The sequence below is a fragment of the Chryseolinea lacunae genome (assembly GCF_016735595.1).
Taxonomy (GTDB): domain Bacteria; phylum Bacteroidota; class Bacteroidia; order Cytophagales; family Cyclobacteriaceae; genus Chryseolinea; species Chryseolinea lacunae.
Genome location: NZ_JAERRB010000017.1, coordinates 145,401 through 162,600, shown reverse-complemented (window position 1 = coordinate 162,600; position 17,200 = coordinate 145,401). Strand labels below are relative to the sequence as shown.

Below are 17,200 nucleotides of genomic sequence, written 5' to 3'. Positions count from 1 at the left end.
CCTAATTTCGTTTTGATTAACTTAGATTCTGTTCTCATTTTTCTGACAGTTTAAAGGGTTTGACTTTAGATAGTTTGCACTTCTAAGTTAACCCAACTGTCAGATTAAGTCGGAACTACTACAGTTTAAAGATTGCAGGGCCTACTTGTGTTTTTTAATGGACCTTTCTAAACAGCTATTACCCTCCTAAATCACAACAGATCACGTGAAAGGTATCCTTTAATTTTTGGAATTACCCTTAATAGATTCCTGATGATTTTGAACAAAGGTGACAAGTTCGCTTGTGAAGTGATTTAACTCATTGGAAGAAAGTACCATTTTTTCAGCGATCATTTTGAATTCCGCAGCTCCGATCTGATCTCTTTTGACGAGTTCCGCCAGACCTTTTACCCTGGCCAGCGGACCTCGTATGTTGTGCGAGGTCTTAAAAGTAATTGCCTCAAGGAGCTTATGGGTTTCGTTCATCATTTGTTCGTGTACTTTTCGCTCAGTGATGGACAGTCCAAGGGTCAAGAAAGATTGTATTTCCTTCCGGCCGTCTTGAATGGGTATGACCACGCAATCGAACCATAGTAAAGCCCCGTGCTTGGTCTTATGTTCAACCTCACCGCGCCACGTCCTTCCTTCCATAAGTGTTCTTCTTCTTTCCTCAAAAAAATCGTTGGAATACCGACCTGAGGCAAGTATCGTGTAATGGCTTCCTATCAATTCTTCTCGCGAATATTCAGAAGCAATGACCACATGTTCATTTACGTTTGTGAAACGTCCATTCAAGTCACTTTCTGACATGAATATATTTACGTTAATAGCATTGACGAGTGTCTGAAGTTCAATAGTTTGTTTCTCGACCACATTTTCCAGATGCGCTGTGATAGCTTGGAATCTATCATTTGATGCTTTTAATTGTTCCTCTGTTCGTTTTTGTTGCGCCAGTAAGGTGTTTTTTTCATGATATTTAGTTAATAATTTCCTGTCGTAGTAGTGCGCGAGATCACGGAATAATGTCATTTGAAAGGCGATAACGGCGACTGTATTGGAAAGGATTATCCAGGGGAGGATATTATAATTAATTGTTTGATCGGGCTCAAATGGCACAGTTTGGTCAAGATATTTGTAGCTCGAAAAAATCAGCAGGCATACGAAATTATTAGAATAGACAATCCAGCGCTGGCTAAATATCAGGGTGCAGGTGGTCGCTAAACCAACCAAAGTATATTCATTTCCGTTTCCTCTCCCTTCATAACACCAATAGGTAATTACCAATATCGAACCTAGTGAATATGCCACTCGGGAAGAGAAATATTTTCCGTGATAGTTCAGGGATAATACAAGGACCGCCACCGGAAGGATATACAGAGGACCATAATAATATCTGTATCCGATTAGACTGTACCCAATGGCATAGGCCATCACAGATATCGAAGTTACTATGGCAACCCCATTAAGTATCATGATTCTGGTTCTTTCCAAGCCGGAGATGGATTGATGGTAGCCGATCTTTAATCCGTTAATCCAGATAGCGTTTAACCACATTGAAGCATTTTTTTGATAGGTTTGGTCACAAGGTGTAGTGTAAAAGGCCACGTCGCTTCCTAATGATCCTTTACCTATATGTCTGACTCTTTTGACCATTCAATCCAAAAAATAAGCCAGCATAACAGGAGTGGATTTATGCAGGATTCTATTTCATTGGGGCTATCCCTGTTGTTCAAATTGATACTTTTTTCCATCCGATGGAATTTTCATTGGTGCCGACTTCGATGCTGGGGTTAGCCGATGCGGGGTTGGGAACACCGACGGGCAGGAGGCCTGCGTCACGCTGCCGCCGGGCATGAGGCACAGCGTTGTGCCACGCTGCGGGGCTGCAACCTGAACGGTGGTGGCCACGGCGCGGTGAACTTCTGTTGCCAGAGTGTGTTGCCGGTCGCGTCCTGGAGGGGTGATGATGAAGGGGTAGACGCGCTGGCTGCCTCCAGGAGGTATGCGCATGCCGGTGGGCGGCGTGGTGGCCGTGAAGTTCGCGCCATCGAAGACATAACACTGCCGTGAAATGGAGCCATCGTTGACGACGCCCCGCAGTTCCCATGGAATATAGACCCAATTCAACCTCCTCTGTTCAAGGTCGAACGTTGCATCGTTCACCACAATGCTTCTAAACCAATTCCAAATCTTACTCATCTATTTTGTGCGAGGTTTTAAGGTGTCCAGTAATTTTATCGAATGCAGTCCTTCGTTCCCGTTTCGTTCGGTTTAGGCGAAGGGACCAACTCTTTGTTTCTGGTTCAGCGCTTTGCTATTGAAGCGCAATCAAATGGCGATAAGCGAGGGAATTGCTGGCTACTCTCGCCAGAATTGAATTGGCATGAGACAAGTGAATAAAAACGGTTCAGTATTTTCGATCGTTGGTTAAGCCTTCATAAAGCGCCATCGGCGCGACATGAACCAAGGCAGCCCATCGCGTCTTCCGTATCTTAATGGTTCCTTAATATTCCAATAAGAGTTTCAACACAAGAATCGCATAAATTCGTACCCTCTCGACGTTGTCTTTTGATGCTTACTTATGAAAAAGAATTTGCGTAACTGTTCTGAATATGAGTTGGTAACTCTATTAAAGGAGGGAAGCGAACCTGCACTCAAAGAATTGTTTTTGAGGTTTGAGCAGAAAATTCTTCTCTATGTTTTCCGGCTCACCCGCTCGCACGAAGTGGCCGAAGAAATTCTGCAAGACACGTTTATCAAACTTTGGGAATACCGCGAAAACCTGGATGTGACGCTTTCGTTTAGCGCCTTTGTGTATAAGATAGCCAAGAACCGGATTCTTAATTATCTGCGGGCCAACACCACGCGTGTGGCGTTGAAGAAAGAATATAGTTTGTCGATGGTAACGTCGGGCAATGCCACGGAAGAACAGATTTTTTTTGATGAATATGTTCGCATCGCCGACCGGGCCATCGATTGTTTGCCGCCGCAGCGCAAGTCTATCTTTAAGATGAGCCGCAACGAAGGCAAGAGCTACGAAGAAATTGCCGTTGCCCTGGGCATCTCCAAAAATACCGTTCGTTTGCAAATTGTTCAGTCATTAAAGGACATCCGCCGGTTCATGTCTATGCACTCCGACATTGCCGATAGTTTTTTCACTGTGTGGGGCATGTTTTGGATTTATTTTTTCTCCGCATAGACCTCTTCATGACCAGGGGTGTATTATAGTCAAAGATCATCCCTTGGATACCAACACTTTTCACCCGGAAGTATTTAGAAAATTCCTGGAAGGCACCTGCACCGCCGACGAAAAACGGATGGCAGAACAATATCTGGAGAACCCTGAATTTGCCAGCCAGATTGATGCCCTGATGCAAGAGCTATGGGAGGACACTACGGCGCCACCGATGGACCGGCGCGCAGCGGAGAAACGCTATGAAGGCGTTCGGGGCAAGGTGCGGCCTGCTCATAGCTTTGTGCTCTATAAGATCGCGGCGTCGGTTGTGTTGTTGGTGATGAGCTCTTATTTCGCCGTGAGGTATTGGGATGTTATTCGCGATCGCGTTGATCCGGTGCGGTATGTTTCGGTGCAGACCAAAGCGGGCGAACAACGATTGCTGAAATTGCCCGATGGCAGCCAGGTGTGGCTCAATGCATCGTCGAGCCTGCGCTATCCGGAGGCCTTCCGTGGTGTGATGCGCGAAGTGAACCTGACGGGCGAAGCTTTTTTTGAAGTGCGTCGCGACGAGCACAAGCCGTTTGTGGTGCAGACCCGCGAGTTCTATACGCGCGTGCTGGGCACGTCTTTCAATATAGAGGCCTATGACGACGACGCGACCATTGACGTGACGGTGGCCACCGGCAAAGTGGCCGTGGGCATTTTCGACACCGCCCGTCAGGAACAAAATCAGCTGGCATTGCTCACGCCCAACCATCATGTGCGCTATGACCTGGTGCAGCACACGTGGGTTAAAGATTCGGTTGCCGCGGCCACCCGCATGGCGTGGCACGAAGGGCGATTGGTTTTTAAAAGCTGCCCGCTTCCTGAAATGATCAAACGTCTTGAGCGCTGGTATGCCGTGAAAATAAACCTGGCGCACGTGCCCACCGCGTCGTGCAAAGTGACAGCTGCCTTCAATGAAGGCACTCCGCTGCAAGATGTGCTGGAATCGGTGAAGCTGACGGGATTGATAACCTACGCCATACGAAACGCACAACAGATTGACATTGTGGCCCGTGGTTGCGACATGAATAAATAGAACGAAAGCCTAAACGACAGACACCATGCATTGCCTATACTAAAAACAGTGCTATAAAAAAAGTAAGACGGAAGCGCGCTAACGCTTCCGTCTTGGACCGGACGAAGCGTCCGGGTCTTAAAACATAAGTGATCCGGTTAGAATCATAATTTTTAAAACCTTTAAAAGTATGCAAAAACTTTTATCGAGGTGTCATGCCCTTATTGTTCTTTTTGTGCGGCTGGCATCTTTGCACTTGTTAGTAGTAAGTATTCCGCAAGCGACTTTCGCGGGCGAACAGCAGAAGGCCACAGAAGTATTTATCGCCGTGGCGTTGCAAAAGTCGCCGCTGCCCGATGCGCTTGATGCCATCGGATCCAAAGGAGGGTTCGGCATCACCTACAACGACGCAGACCTTCCGAGAGATTTTAAAGTTACTTATCAGTCGGCCCGTGTCTCTGTGGCCGATGCCCTCAAAACGGTGTTGCGCGAGACTTCGCTCAGCTTCCGTGAGCATGAAAACAACATCATCATTTTTGTGAAGCCGGCCGCCAAGCATCTTCCCAAAGGGAGCCTGGGCGGCAAGCTGAAAGATGGCGCCAGCGGCGAGTTGCTTATCGGTGCCAGCGTCCGCCTTATTGGAACACCCCATGGGAATATCACGAATGCCGAAGGAGATTTTATGATTCGCGATATTCCCGAAGGTGTTTACCAAGTGGCGGTTTCGTATCTCGGCTATGAAACCTTGATCGAACGCGAGGTGGCCATCACGGCCAATCAGCACACGGTGTTTGATCGCGCCTTGAAAGCATCGGGCACGCAGTTACAAGACATTACCATCATCGGCGACCGTGTGTTGTCGGGCAACGTCGTGGAGACGAATGAGTCGGCTTTGGTCAAGGAGATCCGGAATTCGTCGCTCATTATCACCGGCATTTCGGCACAACAAATTGGCCGCAGTGTGGACCAGGACGCAGGCGAAGTGGCACGGCGACTTCCCGGCGTGTCGATTCAAAATAATTTTGTGAACATCCGTGGCATGCACGAGCGCTACAACATTACCTACCTCAATGGCATGGTGGCGCCGAGCTCTGAATCGGATCGCCGCGCGTTCTCTTACGATTTGTTGCCCAGCAACATGATTGATAAGATGACGGTGTACAGAAGTCCGGGGCCGGAGTTGCTGGCCGACTGGGCAGGAGGGGCGATTAAGATTGAAACAAAGAACACGTCAATTGCGCGGCAGTTTGAAGTGAATCTGTCTTCGTGGTATAGGCCGGGGTCGACCTTTGAAGATTATTATACAAACAGCGGTGGCAAGAAAGACTGGCTTGGGAAAGACGATGGCACGCGGGCGTTGCCTGGGGGCTTTCCGGGTGTGGGCGAAATTCCGGCGGGGGGAATTGGTTCGCCGGGTTTTTTCAGGACAGACAGTGTGAACTTTCACGGCGTGGTGTTGACTCCCGAAAATATGGCGACCAATGCAAAGCTGTCGAAGTCTCTTTACAATTCGTGGGATTTGAAAAAGGCGCGTTCGGGTCCCGACTACCGGGCGGGTATTAATTATTATGATGCCTGGAAAATCGGCAACGTGCGGCTAAGTAACCTCACGTCAATCAACACTACGCAAGCGGTGCAGTTGGTGAACCAGAGCTTTGCACCACAGCGTGTCATTTCGAAAGATGGTGCTGTGAGTGATTCGCGTGCTTTTCAGGATTCCATCAGCCGCAAGATGGCGCGGTGGGGGTTGCTGCAGAATTTGTCCGTTGCATTTAATGACCGTCATGTCATAGAACTGAAGGGGCTTTTTAACCGCCTGGGCACAGACGAAACCTTGGTTCGAGAGGGTAGTGAGGGCATCGTTGTGGATGATGGCGGTTATGTGCGAAATATTATTTATACCTACAGAAGCCGCAGCATTGGCGCGGCACAGGTAGCGGGCAGTCACACGCTTGGCAAGTCGGGTGCGCATTCATTAAAATGGTCTGGTGCCTATTCGAGTTCGGTGGAAAACGTTCCGGCGCAACGGAGTTTCTATAATACACGCTATCCGTTTCAATATATCCTTCCCAATCGCGGGTCCACTACCAATGCGCTGTATTACATCGATACAAAGGAAGAAAACCATACCTACACCGTTGACTACGAAAAGAAATTCAACAAAGGTTTTTTTGTGCGGGCCGGTGCCTTTTATGAAGGCAAGATAAAAAGCATGGACACCCGCATGATCAACATCAGCACCAACAACGATAATTTTTTTGTTGTGGAAGGTGATTCTATCGGCGAAACAAATTTTAACAAACTTATGAGTCCGGCCCTGTTTCGCGAAGACGGATCGGGTGGTTATATTTTTGATAACGAAAACCTGACGGGTCAATACGACATTCGCGGAAAGATCATGGCGGGCTACACTGCCGTGAACCTTCAAGCGTTTCGGAAAAAATTGAATGTGTATGGTGGTCTTCGCTATGAAGGCCAGGATTTGCTGGTGAAGGTGCGCCCGTCGCGCATGCTGGAGGTGATGGGCTATTCCACAGATCTGATCAATAAGTATGTCTACTATTGGCTTCCGTCGGTGAACGTGAGCTGGAGTTTTACGGACAAGCTGTTGCTGCGCGCGGCCTATGGCAAGACGCTGAACCGGCCGAACTATCGCGAATATCTTCCGATGGCGATTCTTGATCCTCGCCTCGACAACATGACCATTGGTACCGATTCGCTGACCGACGCCAAAATTCACAACATGGACCTCCGGGTGGAATATTATCCGGGCGATGGCGAGTTTATTTCGGTGGGTGTGTTTTATAAGAAGCTATACGATGCCATCGAACAATATGCTTCCCGGGATGGACTTCGCGAGCGCATTAAGTTTGACAACACAGACAATGCCACGGTGTATGGTGTGGAGTTGGAATTGCGCAAGAGTCTGAACTTTGTGCCGGTGAAATGGATTCGAAGATTTTCGACCATTGCCAACTTTGCGCTCCTGCACAGCGAAGTGAAATTTACCGACGGTCTTATTCCCGACACAGAAGGACAATATTTTTTAGACAACCGGCAATCGGTGCGCCCCCTGGAAGGCACGGCGCGCTATGTGATCAACGCAGGGTTGTATTATGATCAGGAAGAATGGGGAACAAAGATTTCGCTTCTCTACAATGTTATCGGGCAGCGCCTGGTCTATGCACCTTCGTTGGTGTGGCCTGCTACCTACGAACTCCCGCGCAATGTGCTCGACCTGACCGTGCGCCAACGCGTGACAAAATACATGGAGTTTCGATTTGCCATTCAGGACATTCTCAATCAACCGCGCCGCTTGTATCGCGACTTTGACCGTGATGCGCGCTACGACCCTGAGCGACGCAACAAGTTGCCGTATCGCGATTGGATGTTTCAGGAATATAAGCCGGGAAGTTATTATATGATCGGGCTCAATTTCACTTTCTGAGGCCGGCCAAAAAAAGTGGCAGCCCCATGGCCGGGGCTGCGCACACAATGAAAACTAGAAGATCAGTTCCAGTTTCAAAACATATACAAAATTAAACTGACGCACAATGAAAAACAAGTTGAAGAAATTTGCCGTGGCCGCCCTTGGGGTGGTTTCCATGGCGGCGTTCCTGAACGCCTGCAGCGACGAACCCGTGGTGAACAACCAGGGGTTGCAAGGCTCTGCAGCCTCTTTGCCCATCAAGATTATTGGCGGCGCTACCGAATGCGTTACCACCAATCTGAAAACACAAACGTGGCGCGACACCATCTACATCATTAAAGGCGATGTGCGCGTGCCCAACAACGCGACCTTAACCATCAACGCCGGAACCATTGTGAAAGGCGACAAAGCCACCGTTGGCACCTTGTCGGTTGAGCGCGGTGGCAAGCTGATTGCCATTGGCACTCCCAGCCAGCCCATCGTGTTCACTTCGAGCGCTGTGGCCGGCTCGCGTGCCCAGCAGGATTGGGGTGGTGTGAACCTTTTTGGAAAAGCGCCCAACAACCAAAGCGTGAATGCTGTGCCCGAAGGATATCCCGTTTGCCTTACTGCGCCTCAACACGGTGGTGCGGTTAGCAACGACAACTCCGGTCGCCTCAGCTATGTGCGCATTGAATTTGGCGGAAAAAAAACCGGCGTTGCCGATGTGGAGAAAAACGGTCTGACGCTCTATAGCGTGGGCAGTGGCACCATTCTCGATCACATCCAGGTGTCGTATGGTGGCGATGATGCATTCGAGTGGTTTGGCGGCACGGTGAACGCCAAGTATCTGGTTTCGTATCGCAACAAAGACGATGACTTCGATACGGACTGGGGCTATAGCGGTGCCGTGCAATACGGTCTTGCCGTGCGCGATCCGCAAGTGGCCGACGATTCGAAATCAAACGGCTTTGAGTCGGATACGGATGCCGACGGTGTGAATGCTACGCGCACTACTGCGCAGTTCAGCAACTTCACACTGATTGGTCCCTACGATCCGGCCAATACCCGCACCGTGATCAACACACCCGGCACGGCCGAGTTCGGCGATGGTTTGCACCTGAGAAGAAACACGGGCCTCGATGTTTACAACTCACTGGTGGTGGGCTGGAAACGCGGCTTGTATCTGGACGACACCCCGGCTGCTGAATTGGTGACTACTTCGATTCTCACACACAACCTGATTGCCACACCGTTCATTACCGGCGTGACCTGCGTGTATGAGCCCGTGGCTCCCAACAACGCCTGGACACTGGGTGCATCGAACGTGTGCAATGCCGCAGCGTTGGCAACATCTTCGTCAACCGACAACAACGGCCTCATTCGCAAGAGTGGCCTGACTTCGGCAGCATGGACGTTGACAAACCCGAGCTTCCTGCCGCAAACCAATTTGGCGGGTCCGGTTCCTCCGGCCTACACATCGCCGGTATTGGCCACCGGCACAAACGCCAATCTGATCAATCCCATTTTTGATGTGAACGGAACTGTAGCCGTTTCGCCCACCACCTATTTCAAAGGCGCACGCCGTGCAGCCGACGACAATGGCTGGAACCTGAGCGGAAGCTGGCTCAATTTCGATCCTCAAAACACACCTTACAACTAACAAAACTCAACCGTTCACCTGATCAACTGAACGGCATCATTAACCTGGAACTGAACTTAGAAACAGGCGTACGTTGCGCCTGTTTCTTTATTAAAATTTAAGAAACGCGAATGAAACAGAAACTTTACTATCGCATTGGCTTCGTAGCATTCCTTTGGTTGACGCTGTGTTTTTTGTCCTGTCAGAAAGAAGAGAAGTTTGTTCCGCTAAAAGTATTTTCCGTGCTACCGGCCGATGCGCTGGTGGGCGACACCATTGTGATTACCGGCGAAGGGTTTAGCCCCGACCCAAGCGTGAACGGCATCTTCTTTCCCGGCGCAACGCGCATCACACCCATTAAAAAAACACAATCTCAATTGTGGGTGGTGGTTCCCGACGGCGCCACCCCCGGCCCCGTGATGGTGAACATTCTTGACGAAGAAGTGGCCAGCAGCCCTTCGTTGTTTGTGAAGGTTCCCTCCATCACCAAAGTGGAACCCGCCGACGCGTGGGTTGGCGACACTGTGACGCTGACCGGTGTGAACTTCAGACCGCGTGCGGTGGAGAATCGTGTTTATTTCAAACCCGGACAAGTGAATGCCGCCACGGTGATTGGCGGATCGTCTACAGAATTGAAGGTGATTGTGCCCTTCACATCGAAGGTGAGCACTACAAATATATTTGGCTTTGATGGTCCCTCGCTCACCTTGAAGACCCCGTTCATCACCAGTGTGTCGCCTGCGCATGGTGCCGCCGGTCAGGTCATTACCATCACCGGCAAAGGGTTGCCCTACGATGGATCGGCGCAGCCTGAGTTGAACGGGATGGGAACAGTTTTTTCGGGAACGGAATCGACAAGTCGTGCGGTGAAGGTGGTGGTGCCCGGTGGTGCCACCGATGGCGTGTGGACGTTGAAGTATGCGGATGACTATGTTGTTTCGAGCGCAGAGATTTTTGAAGTGTATCCCGAAATCAAAGACGTGGTGCCTGTGAGTGGCGCAGCGGGTGTGCCCGTTACGTTTACCGGAACAGGATTTAGCCACCTTCCTGAAGACAACCAGGTTTACTTTAATGGCAAACTTGCCGTGGTGACCGAAGCGTCGAAAACAGAACTAGTGGCCCTTGTGCCATCGGGGTTTTCTACGGGGCCGGTGTGGGTTGTGGTGAACGAACGCAAGGCCGATGGTCCTGTGTTTTCGGAAGCCGACCCGGATGCACCCATCATTTATAGCATTAGTCCCAACAGCGGCCCGGCGCTTAGCCAAGCCGTTATCACTGGAAAAAACTTTGCCGGCACGGCGGCTGGAAATTCGGTGAAGATTGGAAGTGTGGCCGCTACGGTAGTGACGGCCACAACCACACAGGTGACGGTGAAGATACCGGCCAGTGCCACGACCGGCCCTTTGTCGGTGACCAAAGGTGGACTGACGGGCATTGGTCCAAAGTTCACGGTGACCACGGGTGGTGCCAAGCCTTTTATCTCGTCTATACAACCAGACAACGTGTCGCGCGGGGAGACAATCACCTTGCGGGGTGGCAACTTCAGTGCGACGAGCGCCGATATTGTGGTGAACACACCCGATGGTGGTGGGCAGCTCACAGTGGTGTCGGCTGCGGAGAACGAAGTGGTGGTGATGGTGCCTATGGGATTTCCGGCGGGCACAAAGGCCCTTCAGGTGTCGCAGTTCAGTCTCACATCGAATGCGGTTCCTGTTTTTGTGAAAGGCTCGCCCCAAATCAAAAACCTGTCGCTTACCGAGGGATTTCCCGGAAACATTGTGACGCTGGAGGGAACAGACTTTGGCGCGCTTGAAAAAGATAACCTTGTGAAGTTTGGCAGTGTTGACGCAACGCTCACCGATGCGAACGATCCGTTTCCTGATCGCATCTCGGTTTATGTTCCCGACCTGGCACCGGGTAACTACCAGGTGACTGTGGCAGTTGGCAATGTTTCGGCGCCCGTGGCGTTTCGCGTGAAGGAAAAACCTGTGGCGGTGAAAAATGTTTATATGGCCGCACAGGTCACCATCACGGCGGGGCAGACGTGGAAGATTTTGAAATCGACGTTCGATCCACCCACGCTCACCGATGTGTATAACGCCAGCAATGCGGGGTTGGGCATTTCCATATTGTCTGCCGATTTCGCCAGCAAAAAAATCTACATGCTGCGAGGCGCGGCCCTTGCCCGGTGCAACTTCACCAACACGGGTTATGAAGAATTATACACCGAGGCGGAGGCCGGAGCGGTTTCTGATTTCACGTTGAACACGGCGGCCGGAAAACTCTACTGGACCACCAGCGATGCAGTTGTGATGCGCGGCAACCTGGATGGATCTGGCACGCCGGAGAAATGGCTGAGTTTTGAAAATGGCAACGTGGGCTATTTGACCTATGGCCTATCCTACAATCCGGCCGACGACATGTTGTATCTGATTGAATATGACGCCGTGAATTTTGTGCCGGCCATTGGGCGGATGAAGGCCGATGGTTCGGGAACCTCTACGCAACTCTACACGCAAGGCCTCACCGAACCACACGATGTGCGGGTGGACACCGACAACAACAAAATGTTTGTTGTCGACGGCATGGAAACTATTCTGGCGGGCAAGGCCGACGGCACGGGTGCACTCAGTTCGTTCATCACCATTCCACCCGGGGAGCTTTTGGTGGGCATGTCGCTCGATGTTCAGGACCAGTATGTGTATTGGGCTGTCTACGACAACGCCAGTGTCACGCACGTGTATCGCAAGCGCTATGATGGCGAGTTGATTCCGGGTACAGACCCCGCGTCGAATGTTCAGAGCGTGTATTCGATTAAAGGATCGGTGCAGGTGGGCAGCGCACCCACAGGATTGGTGGTGGAAGAGTCGACCGGGCGTGGCGGTGCACAACGCGGAAGTTTTTCGGGCCTGACCTTAAAAACGCTTTCGCATCGCCCGCATCAACGAAAGAAATAACAAACATCGCATTGCATTGAGGGCCCATGGCCGGGCTGTATAAACATAACACACAAATGAAAACAAAAAGAGATTCTATCTACAAAACAAACGTGCTCCACAAAAGCATGTTGATGATGTTCCTTGTACTGTGCACCACACTGGTGAAAGCACAGGTTTCGGTTGGCGATTCGTTGGCCCTGGTGGAAATTTATAACCAGACCCAGGGTCCTTCGTGGAGTTCAAAAACAAACTGGCTCACGGGCAAAGTTTCGACCTGGGAAGGTGTTACGCTTACTGGCTCGCGGGTTAGTGAGCTTTCGTTGTCGTCTAACAACCTCACGGGCACGCTGGGCTATCACATTGGCTTTCTGCAGGAGCTGAAGGTGTTGAACCTGTCGTCGAACAATTTGCAGGGGCCGCTGCCGCTGGTGTTTGTGTTTCTGCAAAAGCTGACGATTCTGAACCTTAGCGAGAATAAATTTTCGGGTGAGATTCCGGCTACTACCGGTTTGCTGACGTCGCTCACCGACCTCAACCTTTCGAAGAATCAATTTTCAGGACCGCTTCCTCAAACGCTGGTGTTGTTGTGCAAGCTGAAAAAACTCAACCTGTCAGACAACGCATTGACCGGCAACCTGCCGTCGCAACTGGGCTTGCTCACCTCGCTTCAGGGTTTGTATGTGTCGAACAACAAACTGCAGGGTGCCGTGCCGGCATCGATCGGAAAATTGAAGAAAGCAACCGATGTGTATCTGGACAACAACCGCTTTGGCAGCGCGCTGCCAACCACATTGGGAGACATGGACAGCCTTGTGTTTTTTAATGCGGCCAACAACAACATTACTGGTGCCGTGCCCCAAACACTCACAAAATTGAAACGCCTCTATTTGTTCAACGTATCGGGCAACGACATTGCCGATCTGCCCAACCTGTCGAGCATTGCTTCGCTGTTTCAGCTGACGGTGGCCGACAACAAACTGACCTTTGCCGACATCCGGCCCAGCATCGGCAAGATGCTGCCCGGAAGTTATATTCCCCAGGATAGCGTGGGCACCAGCAGCACGGTGGTGGCCTGTGTGGGTTCGTCTGTTGTGTTGCGTGGCGATGTGATTGAGAGCGATCCCAACAACCGCTACACCTGGTTTGCTGTTGACGGATCGTTTGTTTCGGAAGAGTCGGCAAGCCCCAACCTGGTGTTGGATGGTGTGACGGCCGCCAATGCCAACCGCTATTCGGTGGCCATCTCGAATGCGAACGTGCCCGACCTGTATCTGTTCCGCAAAACCATTAAGCTGAAAGTGAACACCTGCGCCACGGGTGGGGCAGGCGCCAAGAGCACTACCTCCGTTTATCCGGTGCCGTTCGACAACACCACCACGGTGTTGGTGACCACGCCGGCAGCTGAAGCCTTGCACATTGCCGTGCGCAACGAAAGCGGCATTGTTCAGGAGCAGCTCGACACCACCACAAACCTGGAAACCAACGTGGGCGGTTCGCTGAAGAAAGGTACCTACTATGTGGAATCGGTTTATGGAAGTTCCAGAGACGTGACCCGCGTGGTTAAAAAATAAGTTTGATTGGATTGCCTGGCCAGGGGAGCCGAAGGATGTCTCAACCCTTCGGCGCCCTCTTTTTTATTTTATACAAAGGGTTAAAATCATGTTAGAAATGAATCGACTTCAACACATCCTGATGATGATCATGATGGTGGTGGCCTGCCTGGGTTGCTCGGGCAAAAAAGAACCCCTCACGTTTCAGCTGGAAGGAACACCCGTGCGCCTTGTGCCACCACCGGGCTATAAACCCGCCCCGGCGTTGGGTGGTCTGCAGCATGTTTCGAAACGCTCGGCCATTGTGGCCCTTGAGTTGCCCACGCCTTTCGAGGATGCCGCCTCAGAAATAGTTGTCGACACGCTTGCGCGGCAGGGCATCCGGTTGCTGGAGCGCGAGGATATTAAACTTCAGCACGACACCGGGGTTCTCTATAAAATTCAACGCCTGGTGAACGGCTCTAACGTTGAACAATGGATGTTGTTGTTGCCCTATGGCCAGAGCACCATTTCGGTGGCGGGAACCTACATGAAAACCGACGAGAAGGAACTGGCGGCCGCCATAAAAAATGCGTTGCTGTCGGTGCAGCTCGATGGGCAGGTGAAGCATGCCGCGTTGCCGTTTAGTGTGCACGTGAAGGGCATGCGCGCGGCGAAAGTTCTTCCCGGACCTTCGGTGGTGTTTACGACAAAGGGCGATTGGAACAATGCGTCGTTGCAAAGCCTTTCTTTCTTTGCAGGTTCTTCTGACCGCATGCCGGGGTGGGGCGCTGAAGAAACAGCGCGAAGCCAGTTCCGCGAAATGTGCCCCACGTGCACATTGACCGAGACGTCGATTTCGCATGTGTCGATCGATAGCCTGCGGGGCGTGGAGTTGTGGGGATACACGCCCGCCCGCAAACTGAAATATGAAATGGTGTTGCTCGACACCAGTAAATTTTTTGTGATGATCGGCACGGCCGACAGCCTTCAGTCCGAAATGCTGGCGCAGTATAGGGAAGCGTCAAGAACGTTTTCCCGCAGACGAAAAAGTTGAACGATGTTAACAAAACTGGTCACCCTTATTTTTGTTGCCGCCGTAGCTGCTCCGTGCATGCTGTTGGCGCGGGGTGCACCGCTTCGCTTTCTGGCCCTGGCAAAAAAAGAAATATCGGACGAGACCCTTGCCGTTACTTTACGCGCTGCGCCTCATAAGGTGATGGCGATGAGATTAACATCGCGCAGTGCGTCGCCGGTGTTGCGAACAAAGGCATCGGGAGTTTTATTTTTATTGAAGGCCGATGCAAATGCCAACGCCACCGAATTGCTGGCGTACCTGATGCACAGCAATATTTTTGAGTATGTAGAGACAGACCACGTCGGCCATGCTGCTGCAGTGACGCAACCCGTTGTGTTTCCGCTTGATCCTTTCTTTAGCAGACAATGGTCGCACCACAACGATGGCAGCTTTGCACTGTCTGTCGCCACGTTTGATGCCGATGCCGACATTGCCGAAGCGTGGACCACCACTAGCGGAAGCGCTGCAGTGATTGTGGCTGTGCTGGACAGTGGCATTAAAACAGATCACCGCGAATTTGACGGACGCCTCTGGAGAAACACACACGAAATTCCCGACAACCAAAAAGACGACGATGGCAACGGCTATGTTGACGATGTGAACGGATGGAATTTTGTGGCAGACAACCCTGCCATTGAAGACGACGCCGGTCATGGCACCCACATTGCCGGCATTGTTGGCGCCACCGGCAACAACCACGTTGGCTATGCCGGTGTGGACTGGCACTGCAAACTGATGGCCCTGAAAGTTCTTGACGAAGGGCTGCAGGGTTACTACAGCGACTGGGTTGCGGCTATTTATTATGCTGTTGATCATGGTGCATCCATCATTAACCTGTCGGTGGGAGGAGATGCATATTCGAAAGCACTGGACGACGCGGTGCAGTATGCCTGGGACAGGAATGTGTTGATTGTGGCCAGCATGCAAAACCTGAACAACGAAACGGTGTTTTATCCGGCGGGCCATGCACACGCGCTGGCTGTGGGATCGACCGATGCCAACGACCACCGTAGCGAATCGTTTGCCGGCACCCTCTATGGCAGCAACTATGGCGAACATCTTGATGTGGTGGCGCCTGGCAATTATATCTATGGCCTCTATCACCTTTCCGACACGGTCTACAGCATGGTGCTTAGCGGCACGTCGCAGGCTGCCGCGTTGGTGAGTGGCATCGCGTCGTTGTTGCGCGCACAACACCCCGACCTGACGGTGGAGCAACTTGAACAACGCATTGAAACAACGGCCGAAGATGGCGTGGGAAAAGAGACGGAAGACTCGCCCGGCTGGGATCGCTTCTATGGCTATGGGCGCGTGAATGCTGCCCTTGCGTTGCATGCCGACGGTGCCCGCCCGCCCGTTGAACACTCGCTTCAAATTTTTCCGAATCCATCGGGTGGATTGCTTCGTGTTGTGCTGGATCAGAAAGTTGCTTTGCGGTTCACGCTGGAACTGTGCGACAGCATGGGCCGGTTGATTTTTCGCGACGACCATGATGCGACACGCAGGATCGAACTGACCTATGGGTTCGATGAACTGCCACCGGGTCTTTACCTGCTTTATGTTCGCAATGAAAACACCCGCGCGGTGGTAAAATGGTTGAAATATTGACCTCCGGAAAGCTGCGCCGGCAATTTTGAATCGTCGCCATTTGCCAGCGCCGTTTCGATGCGGCCCCATTTTTTTATCACGGCTCCCACAAATCCGGCCATTTGACGCGCCCTTGGCGGTTGACAAACAGGAAACACTTGCTGTTTAAAGATTTTTTACATTCTTGCACGCTCCTGTCACAGCCCCCGACTAACGACCCTGCACGTGAAAAAGATCTCGAAGAAAGAAATACGTATTTCTGTGTCCGACGCCATTGCGGTGGCGCTTGCGAAGTTTGGTGTTTCTGAATACAGCAAGAAGCTCGACAAACTGGTGTCGGCATTTGCCAAGGACGTTAGCGTGCTGGTGAAGAAGACGCACAAGAAAACAACCGTCGACAGCAGTGCCAAGCCGGCCGCGAAAGCCGTGAAGAAACCGCGGCGTGTGAAAAAGGTTGCTACCAAAAAATCATAACCCCGCTTCGCTATGGAACGTGCCACGCCCAACTACACCCTTTTGTTTCAGCGCTCGTTAATGCCGTTTTTCGACATGTTGTCGGTCTATCAGGAAAGCATGCCCGCCGCTGCATGGGAAGCCCTGGTGCGCCGCACCTGCGCGAGCATTTGCAACGCGCCCGAACAATATTTCGGCAACGACCTGCCTGCACGCGAAGAGATTGCCGGCATCGTGCACGAAGCGTTTGATACATTTCTTATGGAAGCTCACGTAGAAGAAGGAAGCCTGACGCAGTAAGGTAAAAAACCTCCCGGAAGACATTCGGCATAAAAAAAGAAGCAGC

The 17,200-nt window shown here is 51.5% G+C and carries 12 protein-coding genes; 10 read left to right on the top strand and 2 right to left on the bottom strand.

Going from position 1 to position 17,200, the window contains the following annotated elements:
- Positions 1–219 precede the first annotated feature (219 nt).
- Together JI741_RS30485 and JI741_RS30480 are read right to left on the bottom strand one after the other, a co-directional pair.
- Positions 220–1,632 carry a PAS domain-containing protein gene (locus tag JI741_RS30485; protein ID WP_236676352.1) on the bottom strand — a complete coding sequence of 471 codons (1,413 nt, stop codon included), beginning with the start codon at positions 1,630–1,632 and terminating at the stop codon, positions 220–222.
- Positions 1,633–1,695: 63 nt separating this feature from the next.
- On the bottom strand, positions 1,696–2,178 hold the full coding sequence (locus JI741_RS30480; RefSeq protein WP_202016117.1) for a hypothetical protein: 483 nt from the start codon (positions 2,176–2,178) through the stop codon (positions 1,696–1,698).
- A gap of 382 nt (positions 2,179–2,560) precedes the next feature.
- Between JI741_RS30480 and JI741_RS30475 the strand changes: the two genes are divergently transcribed.
- The 10 genes from JI741_RS30475 to JI741_RS30430 all read left to right on the top strand — a co-directional run bounded on the left by JI741_RS30475 (position 2,561) and on the right by JI741_RS30430 (position 17,154).
- Entirely contained in the window at positions 2,561–3,178 is a 618-nt protein-coding gene (locus JI741_RS30475) for an RNA polymerase sigma-70 factor (protein WP_202016116.1), read from the top strand.
- Positions 3,179–3,221: 43 nt separating this feature from the next.
- Positions 3,222–4,238: a FecR family protein gene (locus JI741_RS30470; protein ID WP_202016115.1), complete on the top strand. Its 1,017-nt coding sequence runs from the start codon at positions 3,222–3,224 to the stop codon at positions 4,236–4,238.
- A 169-nt stretch (positions 4,239–4,407) separates the two neighbouring features.
- On the top strand, positions 4,408–7,665 hold the full coding sequence (locus JI741_RS30465; RefSeq protein ID WP_202016114.1) for a TonB-dependent receptor: 3,258 nt from the start codon (positions 4,408–4,410) through the stop codon (positions 7,663–7,665).
- 106 nt (positions 7,666–7,771) lie between these two features.
- Positions 7,772–9,289, top strand: a complete 1,518-nt coding sequence (locus JI741_RS30460; RefSeq protein ID WP_202016108.1) for a beta-helix domain-containing protein — start codon at positions 7,772–7,774, stop codon at positions 9,287–9,289.
- A gap of 110 nt (positions 9,290–9,399) precedes the next feature.
- A complete protein-coding gene (locus JI741_RS30455; RefSeq protein ID WP_202016106.1) occupies positions 9,400–12,225 on the top strand; it encodes an IPT/TIG domain-containing protein in 2,826 nt (941 codons plus the stop codon).
- A 56-nt stretch (positions 12,226–12,281) separates the two neighbouring features.
- A complete protein-coding gene (locus tag JI741_RS30450; RefSeq protein WP_202016104.1) occupies positions 12,282–13,778 on the top strand; it encodes a T9SS type A sorting domain-containing protein in 1,497 nt (498 codons plus the stop codon).
- A gap of 97 nt (positions 13,779–13,875) precedes the next feature.
- Complete coding sequence (locus tag JI741_RS30445; protein ID WP_202016102.1) at positions 13,876–14,793, top strand: hypothetical protein; 918 nt, start codon at positions 13,876–13,878, stop codon at positions 14,791–14,793.
- 3 nt (positions 14,794–14,796) lie between these two features.
- Positions 14,797–16,422 carry a S8 family serine peptidase gene (locus JI741_RS30440; protein ID WP_202016101.1) on the top strand — a complete coding sequence of 542 codons (1,626 nt, stop codon included), beginning with the start codon at positions 14,797–14,799 and terminating at the stop codon, positions 16,420–16,422.
- 204 nt (positions 16,423–16,626) lie between these two features.
- Positions 16,627–16,875 (top strand): hypothetical protein, encoded by a 249-nt coding sequence (locus JI741_RS30435; protein ID WP_202016100.1) that lies wholly within the window; start codon positions 16,627–16,629, stop codon positions 16,873–16,875.
- 12 nt (positions 16,876–16,887) lie between these two features.
- On the top strand, positions 16,888–17,154 hold the full coding sequence (locus JI741_RS30430) for a hypothetical protein (RefSeq protein WP_202016099.1): 267 nt from the start codon (positions 16,888–16,890) through the stop codon (positions 17,152–17,154).
- Positions 17,155–17,200: the final 46 nt, after the last annotated feature.

What these genes read in the sequence shown, in the direction of transcription:
- JI741_RS30485 (WP_236676352.1), bottom strand. Translation starts at nt 1,632, where the DNA reads ATGGTCAAAAGAGTCAGACATATAGGTAAAGGATCATTAGGAAGCGAC.
- JI741_RS30460 (WP_202016108.1), top strand. Translation starts at nt 7,772, where the DNA reads ATGAAAAACAAGTTGAAGAAATTTGCCGTGGCCGCCCTTGGGGTGGTT.
- JI741_RS30455 (WP_202016106.1), top strand. Translation starts at nt 9,400, where the DNA reads ATGAAACAGAAACTTTACTATCGCATTGGCTTCGTAGCATTCCTTTGG.
- JI741_RS30475 (WP_202016116.1), top strand. Translation starts at nt 2,561, where the DNA reads ATGAAAAAGAATTTGCGTAACTGTTCTGAATATGAGTTGGTAACTCTA.
- JI741_RS30440 (WP_202016101.1), top strand. Translation starts at nt 14,797, where the DNA reads ATGTTAACAAAACTGGTCACCCTTATTTTTGTTGCCGCCGTAGCTGCT.
- JI741_RS30480 (WP_202016117.1), bottom strand. Translation starts at nt 2,178, where the DNA reads ATGAGTAAGATTTGGAATTGGTTTAGAAGCATTGTGGTGAACGATGCA.
- JI741_RS30450 (WP_202016104.1), top strand. Translation starts at nt 12,282, where the DNA reads ATGAAAACAAAAAGAGATTCTATCTACAAAACAAACGTGCTCCACAAA.
- JI741_RS30465 (WP_202016114.1), top strand. Translation starts at nt 4,408, where the DNA reads ATGCAAAAACTTTTATCGAGGTGTCATGCCCTTATTGTTCTTTTTGTG.
- JI741_RS30430 (WP_202016099.1), top strand. Translation starts at nt 16,888, where the DNA reads ATGGAACGTGCCACGCCCAACTACACCCTTTTGTTTCAGCGCTCGTTA.
- JI741_RS30445 (WP_202016102.1), top strand. Translation starts at nt 13,876, where the DNA reads ATGAATCGACTTCAACACATCCTGATGATGATCATGATGGTGGTGGCC.